This is a genomic window from Micromonospora sp. 15K316 (assembly GCF_004348525.1).
GTDB lineage: Bacteria > Actinomycetota > Actinomycetes > Mycobacteriales > Micromonosporaceae > Micromonospora.
On the sequence record NZ_SMKG01000304.1, the window covers coordinates 1 to 5,854 of the forward strand.

Sequence of the window (5,854 nt, forward strand, 5' to 3'; positions counted from 1 at the left end):
CATCCCCCGCTGACCCACCCCCGTCCCCGGAGCCGCCGGTGAGGCCACAACTTCCGGTAAGTCGTGGCCTCACCGGCGTCCCGAGCAGCGACTTCCGGGAAGTTGTCCGGATCATGGCCGCCCCGGTGGGCGGTCCTGGTTTCCGGGGCGCGCGGCGGCGGCCGACCCGAGGGGGTACCGAGTTGGAGCCCCCGATCGGGTGGGCTACTATTTGTCGGCACGCCTCGGGGTGTGGCGCAGCTTGGTAGCGCGCTTCGTTCGGGACGAAGAGGTCGTCGGTTCGAATCCGGCCACCCCGACCAGAGGTAAGAGCAGGTCAAGGCCCCTCAACTGAGGGGCCTTGATTCGTATCCGGGCACCGTCGCGCGGCCCGAGGCGGTACCCCGCTCCGTCGGCGGGGAGCCACCGCGACCGGGTCCGCGCCTCTCCGGTGACGGATCAGCTCCGCAGGAAGGCGAGCAGGTCGTTGTTGACCTGGTCCTGGAGGGTGGCGGTCATCCCGTGCGGGGCACCCGGGTAGTAGATCTCCTGGGCGTTCGCGACCAGCTGGGCGGTCTTCCGCGCCGAGTCCTTGACCGGGACGATCTGGTCGTCCTCGCCGTGCATCACGAGGGTGGGCACGTCGAACTTGGCCAGGTCGGCCCGGAAGTCGGTCTCCGAGAAGGCCTTGATGCTCTCGTAGGCGTTCTTCAGGCCGGCCTGCATGCTCCACAACCAGAACTGGTCGAGGATGCCCTTGGAGACCTGCGCCCCGGGGCGGTTCGCCCCGTAGAACATCTGCGCCAGATCCTGGTAGAACTGCGACCGGTCCTTGAAGAGGTTCGTACGCAGGTCGTCGAAGGCCTGGAGCGGCAGACCCTCCGGGTTGTCCGGGCTCTGCACCATGATCGGCGGCACGGCGGAGATGAGCACCGCCTTCGCCACCCGAGCCGTCCCGTACCGACCGATGTACCGGGTGACCTCACCGCCACCCGTCGAATGCCCGACGAGGGTGACGTCGCGCAGATCCAGCGCCTCGATCACCGCGGCGAGGTCGTCTGCGTACCCGTCCATGTCGTTGCCCGCCGAGGCCTGACCCGAACGGCCGTGGCCGCGCCGGTCGTGGGCGATGACCCGGAACCCGTTCTGCGCCAGAAAGAGCAGCTGCCCGTCCCACGCGTCGGCGTTGAGCGGCCAACCGTGCGAGAAGGTGACGACCGGACCGGCACCCCAGTCCTTGTAGTAGATCTCGGTGCCGTCCTTCGCGGTGACGTACGCCATGACACTCCCCCGTAGGTCATGATCGTTTCCCGCTCGACAGTCCTGGACTCCAGGCGGCCGAGCAGTACTTCCGACGAGAGCCGGTATGCGGTCGGCCCGGTATCCCCAGCTTGCCGGAATCTGCTACCGCCCGAGCCCGAACCGCCACATCCTCCGCTCGGGGCACCGGCCCCGCCGGTCTCCAGGGGTGTTTCAGTGGCCGCTGCTACAGCTCGACCCAGTAGCGCCGCACGGCACCGAGTTCGGTGTCCCGGACGTCCTCCAGGACGCCGCCCCGACCTTCGATCGTCCTCGCCGAGGCGATGTTCTCCACCTCGCAGGTGATCAACACTCGGTCCAGGCCGAGCGTCCGTGCCTCGTCGAGCATCCGGCCCAACGCCCAGCCGGCCAGCCCGCGTCGGCGTGCGGAGGGCCGGATGCCGTAGCCGATGTGTCCGCCGACCCGCAACAGGAAGTCGTCGAGCTCGTGCCGCAGGGCGATCCCGCCGAGCACCTGATCACCCTCGACGATCCATCGGTACGTACAGTGCACCCGCCCGGCATCCAGGGGCTTCGCCGGGTCCGACTCCGCCGTGAGCCGCGCCACCCAGGCGGCGAACCCGGCGGGCGAGTTCACCTCGTCGGACGGGCGCAGGCCGAACCCGTCCTCGTGGGCGCCGGGCCCCCAGTCGTCACGCGCGTCGAGCCAGGCGGTGTGCAGGTCGACGGTGGGGGCGATCAGTTCGGGCACCCGGCGACGATATCGGGCTGGCCCCTGTCAAGCGGCGAGAGGCCGCGCCCGCCGGCGCTGCCGGCGCGCCGGCACTCACGGCCCCCGGGATCACGACGCAGCGGCCAGCCCCACCATCCCCGCCTCGCCGGCGGCGTCGCGCCGCCGACCCCACCCTGACCGCCGACGTTCGCCTGCTCAGGGCGGGACAGGAGAAGCGAGGGTGACTAACATCCGAGGCGATGCTGCGCGTATGGGGTCCACCGGGACTGCTGCTGGTGACCGGCGGGTACGTCGCGGCCACCCTGCGACCGGTCTGGCTCGGCGTCATCTGGTTGGTGCTCCTCGTGGCGCTGGCGTCGGTGCTGTCACCGCTGGCCTTCCCCGGTTCCGTCAGTGCCGCGGAGGCACGACAGCGCGGTGCCGCGGACGGGCGGCCGGTCGTCTACTGGCGGCCCGGCTGCACCTACTGCCTCCGTCTGCGTCTGCGGCTCGGCCGCGCCGCCCGTCGGGCGTACTGGGTCAACATCTGGAGCGATCCGGCCGGGGCGGCGACCGTCCGGGCGATCACCGGCGGGAACGAGACCGTGCCGACGGTGGTGATGGCCGACGGAGCCGCGATCGTCAACCCGAACCCGGGCTGGTTCCGGCGTCGGCTGGGCCGGTAGTCGCCATGTTCTCCCGCGCCGGCCGCCGGTGAGCGCGGCACGGCGAGCGGAGCGCCGGGAGCCCGACCCGGCCGAGGGCTGATCAACGGGCCGGCTCGACGGCGGGCGGCGCGGCCAGGGTGCCGGAGCGCCGCTCCACCGCACACTGCACGAGCAGGGCCACCACCAGCAGCGCCAGCGCGGAGAGCGCGGGCAGCAGCCGGGCCGGCGCGATGAGCAGGACGAGGGCGACGGCACCGGCGATCGGCGGCAGCGCGGTACGGCCGGCGGTGAGGCGGAGGCAGAGCGCCCGGCCGACGAGGTAGAGCGCGCCCCCGCCGTAGAGCGCGACGACACCGGGCAGGCCCAGCCCGGGCGACCTCGAAGCGGACCCTTCGTGCATGAGCACGGCCAGCACCTGCTCGACGCCGAGCGCGATGTACAGGATCCCGGCGATCATCGGGAGGTGGGCGAGGCTGAAGGCGTCGCTGGCGATGGTGCCCCGCCGCGCCCGCGGCACCGTCGCCACGACGTGCTCGATGGCCGGCGCGAACCGGTCGAAGTACAACCGCCACAGGCAGACGGTGACGACGAAGCCGAGCAGCGCCGCCAGCAGCACCCACCAGGTGACCAGCTCCGCGCCGGCACCGAGGCCGATCGAGATCAGCGACTCGCCGATGGCGATGATGATCACCAGGCGGTGCCGCTCGGTGAAGTGGCTGACGCTACGCAACTGCCAGGGACTGAAGCCGGAGGCGACCCGGCCGCCGCCGACGTCGATCAGGAACGCCGCCGCCCAGAGCGCCGTCTGGGCCGTGCCACCGAGCAACGCGCCGACCACGAACGGGATCCACGCCAGCGCCAGCGGGATCGCGCTGAGCCGGAGCGTACGGGTGAGCTGGGGGCTGCGGGACACGTAGAGGTAGAGCGAGATGTGCAGGACCCGTACGGCCAGGTAGGCCACGGCGAGCACGAGCGCGGCCGGCAGCGGGCCGCGGTCCTGCTGCCAGGCGTCCGGAATCGCCAACGCCGCCACGAAGAGCGCCGCCATGGCGGCGAGCGTGCCGGTACGGACCAGGCCGACGTCCGCGCGCGCCTCGTTGCCCAACCAGGCGTACGCGGACCAGGAGAACCAGAGCAGCAGGATGAGGATCAGCCCGCGGACCATGGTGACGGCCGTCGGGGTCTCCGCCATGAACTCGACGATCCGGGTCAGCGCGAAGACGAAGACGAGATCGAAGAAGATCTCGAAGTTGGTCGTCCGGTGCGTCTCCTCGGTCGGCTCGTAGCGGGACCGGGAGATGGGCACCCCGTCATCTTCGTGGCGTCATCCGGGCGACGAGGCCGGTTCGGCGAACGGGACGGCTCAGTCCTGCCGCTCGGCCCGCTCGATCTCGGCGAACGCCGCCGCGAGATAGGCGTCGAGCGGCCGGCCGGTTCCGGTCGCCAGGTCGGCGACGAGCAGCGGGGCGTGCCGGGCGATCGCCGCGGGATCCGGCGGTGACTCGTCGCCGTCCGGGTCGTACACCCCGAGCGCGCCGGCGAGCAGGACCAGCAGCACGTGTGGGTCGACGTCGGAACGCCACTGCGCGGCACCGCGGGCACACCGTTCCAGCACCTGGCGGACGTCGTCACCGGCCACGCCGTCCGGATGGCCCTCCTCGAGCAGGAGCCGGACCACCGCACCGAGAACGAGTCCCGCACGTTCGGCGGTCGCCAGGCGAGCCACCGCCGCGTCGTAGGCCGGCACGTCACGCTGCCGGGCGGCGGTCACCGCCTCGACGGCGCTCTCCGCGATCTCGCGGGCGGACGCGGGCAGGTGGCGCCAGGTGGTGGTCACCCCGCCAGCATCGCAGAGCGGTCGGACAGCGTCCCGGATGGTCTTCGTCACGCACCGGCTCGCGCCACACGGGCCGGCCGTTAATCGACTCGCACGCTGTCACCCCCACCGTTGAGAATGCGGGCATGCTGCGCCGCGCCCTGCCCCGCCGTCCCGAAGCCCGACGCATCCTCGTCGGCACCCTGCTCTCGGCGGTCGGGCGCGGCCTCACCCTCCCGTTCCTCTTCATCTACCTGACCGACGTACGCGGGCTCACCGACGCCCGCGCCGGCCTGGTGATCGGTTGGTACGGCGCGGTCACGCTGGCCCTCTCGCCGCTCGGCGGCACCCTGATCGACCGCTTCGGTGCGCGCCGGGTGGTGCTCCCCTGCCTGCTGATCGAGGCGATCGGCACCGGCTCCCTCGCCCTGGTCCACTCGACCGCCTCCGCGTTCCTGGTGGTCACGGTGATCGCGGTCGGCAGTTCGGCCATCTGGTCGGGGCAGAACACCATCCTCGCCTCGCTGACCGACGACGGGGAACGACAGCGGGTCTTCGGGCTGAACTTCGCCCTGCTCAACCTCGGCATCGGCATCGGCGGTATGACCTCGGGCGCGATCGTCGACACCGGTCGCCCGGTGACCTTCCAGACGATCTACCTGCTGGACGCGGTGAGCTACCTGATGCCGGCCCTGATCCTGCTCACCCTGCCCGGCGTCGGGCGACGGCTGGCGACGGGCGACGACGGCGACCGGCGGTCCGGCGGCGGCTACTTCACGGTGCTGCGGGACCGTCCGTTCCGCCGGCTGGTGATCTTCGGTCTGATCCTCACCACCTGCGGCTACGCGCAGATCGAGGTGGGCTTCACCGCGTACGCCGTCCGGGTCGTCGAGGTGAGTCCCCGGGTGGTGGCCTGGGCCCTCGCCGCCAACACCGTGATGATCGTGCTCGCGCAGCTGCTGGTGATCCGGCGGTTGGAGGGGCGGAGTCGTACCGGCGCGCTCGCCGCGGTGGGTGCGGTCTTCGCCGCCGCCTGGCTGGTCCTCGGCGCCGCCGGTCTGGTCGGTACGAGCAACGCGATCGTCGCGGCGCTCGGCGTGGTGGCCTGTTCCGCGATCTTCGGCTTCGGCGAGACGATGCTCTCACCGGTCATGCCGGCGCTGACCAACGCGCTCGCCACCGACGAGCTTCGGGGCCGGTACAACGCGATGAGTTCGATGATCTTCGGCATCAGCGGGGTGATCGGCCCGGTGACCGCCGGCCCGCTGATCGGGGCGGCCGACGGCAAGGTGTGGGTGGTGGCGGTCGTCGGCGGCTGCCTGCTCGCCTCCGTGGTGGCGCTCTCCCTGCGCCGCCTGCTCGCCCCCGCCGAGGACGGCCGTACCTCCGCCGCCCCGAACACCCCGACCAGACCCGAAC

6 protein-coding genes and 1 tRNA gene are annotated in these 5,854 nt (G+C 71.9%); 3 read left to right on the plus strand and 4 right to left on the minus strand.

Annotation, left to right across the window (positions count from 1 at the left end; genetic code table 11):
- The first annotated feature begins 225 nt into the window (after positions 1-225).
- Positions 226-302 (plus strand) — tRNA-Pro (locus tag E1211_RS30120).
- A 136-nt stretch (positions 303-438) separates the two neighbouring features.
- Here E1211_RS30120 and E1211_RS30125 read toward each other — a convergent pair.
- Both E1211_RS30125 and E1211_RS30130 read right to left on the minus strand, forming a co-directional pair.
- Positions 439-1,260, minus strand: a complete 822-nt coding sequence (locus E1211_RS30125) for an alpha/beta fold hydrolase (protein ID WP_132353304.1) — start codon at positions 1,258-1,260, stop codon at positions 439-441.
- Between the two features lie 205 nt (positions 1,261-1,465).
- The gene (locus E1211_RS30130) at positions 1,466-1,990 is read right to left on the minus strand and encodes a GNAT family N-acetyltransferase (RefSeq protein ID WP_132353306.1); all 525 of its coding nucleotides are present in this window, start codon (positions 1,988-1,990) and stop codon (positions 1,466-1,468) included.
- 221 nt (positions 1,991-2,211) lie between these two features.
- Here E1211_RS30130 and E1211_RS30135 point away from each other — a divergent pair, with 221 nt between their 5' ends.
- Complete coding sequence (locus E1211_RS30135) at positions 2,212-2,637, plus strand: glutaredoxin domain-containing protein (protein WP_132353308.1); 426 nt, start codon at positions 2,212-2,214, stop codon at positions 2,635-2,637.
- 82 nt (positions 2,638-2,719) lie between these two features.
- On the opposite strand, the gene E1211_RS30140 is transcribed toward E1211_RS30135, so the two are convergent.
- Both E1211_RS30140 and E1211_RS30145 read right to left on the minus strand, forming a co-directional pair.
- The gene (locus E1211_RS30140; protein ID WP_132353310.1) at positions 2,720-3,925 is read right to left on the minus strand and encodes a low temperature requirement protein A; all 1,206 of its coding nucleotides are present in this window, start codon (positions 3,923-3,925) and stop codon (positions 2,720-2,722) included.
- Positions 3,926-3,982: 57 nt separating this feature from the next.
- Positions 3,983-4,456 (minus strand): hypothetical protein, encoded by a 474-nt coding sequence (locus E1211_RS30145; protein WP_207915559.1) that lies wholly within the window; start codon positions 4,454-4,456, stop codon positions 3,983-3,985.
- Positions 4,457-4,581: 125 nt separating this feature from the next.
- On the opposite strand from E1211_RS30145, the gene E1211_RS30150 reads away from it, so the two are divergent.
- A partial coding sequence (locus E1211_RS30150; RefSeq protein ID WP_132353312.1) for an MFS transporter occupies positions 4,582-5,854 on the plus strand: 1,273 nt, incomplete at its 3' end.